This is a genomic window from Streptomyces colwelliae, assembly GCF_048158785.1.
Lineage (GTDB): Bacteria > Actinomycetota > Actinomycetes > Streptomycetales > Streptomycetaceae > Streptomyces.
Genome location: NZ_JBLTJC010000995.1, coordinates 1 through 422, shown reverse-complemented (window position 1 = coordinate 422; position 422 = coordinate 1). Strand labels below are relative to the sequence as shown.

Below are 422 nucleotides of genomic sequence, written 5' to 3'. Positions count from 1 at the left end.
GCATCACGGCGGCCCCCACCATCACGTCTTCGGACGTGATCGAGGCGGCGCGCTTGCCCTGGCCGACGCGCTCGGCGTGATCCTTCAGGCCGCGCAGCAGCGCGCTGCGCAGGCCGGATTCGTGGGTGCCGCCGTCGGGCGTCGGCACGGTGTTGGTGTAGGAGGACAGGAAGCCGTCGGCATCCGCGGTCCAGGCGACGGCCCATTCGCAGGCGCCATGGGCGCCGTTGCGGCCCGACTTGCCGGAGAAGATGTCGGGATGCACCAGCGTGTCGGCATGGATGGCGGCGGCGAGATAATCCTTCAGGCCGCCCGGGAAGTGGAAGGTCGCTTCGGCCGGCACGTCCTCGACGCCCTTGAGCAGTTCGGGGGCGCAGTTCCAGCGGATTTCGACGCCGCCGAACAGATACGCCTTCGAGCGC

General features: G+C 69.9%; 1 protein-coding gene. It reads right to left on the bottom strand.

Annotated elements, in window-relative coordinates:
* Positions 1-422: DNA topoisomerase IV subunit B family protein (locus ACNFOC_RS55520; RefSeq protein ID WP_416966460.1), on the bottom strand; the 422-nt coding region annotated here is incomplete at both ends.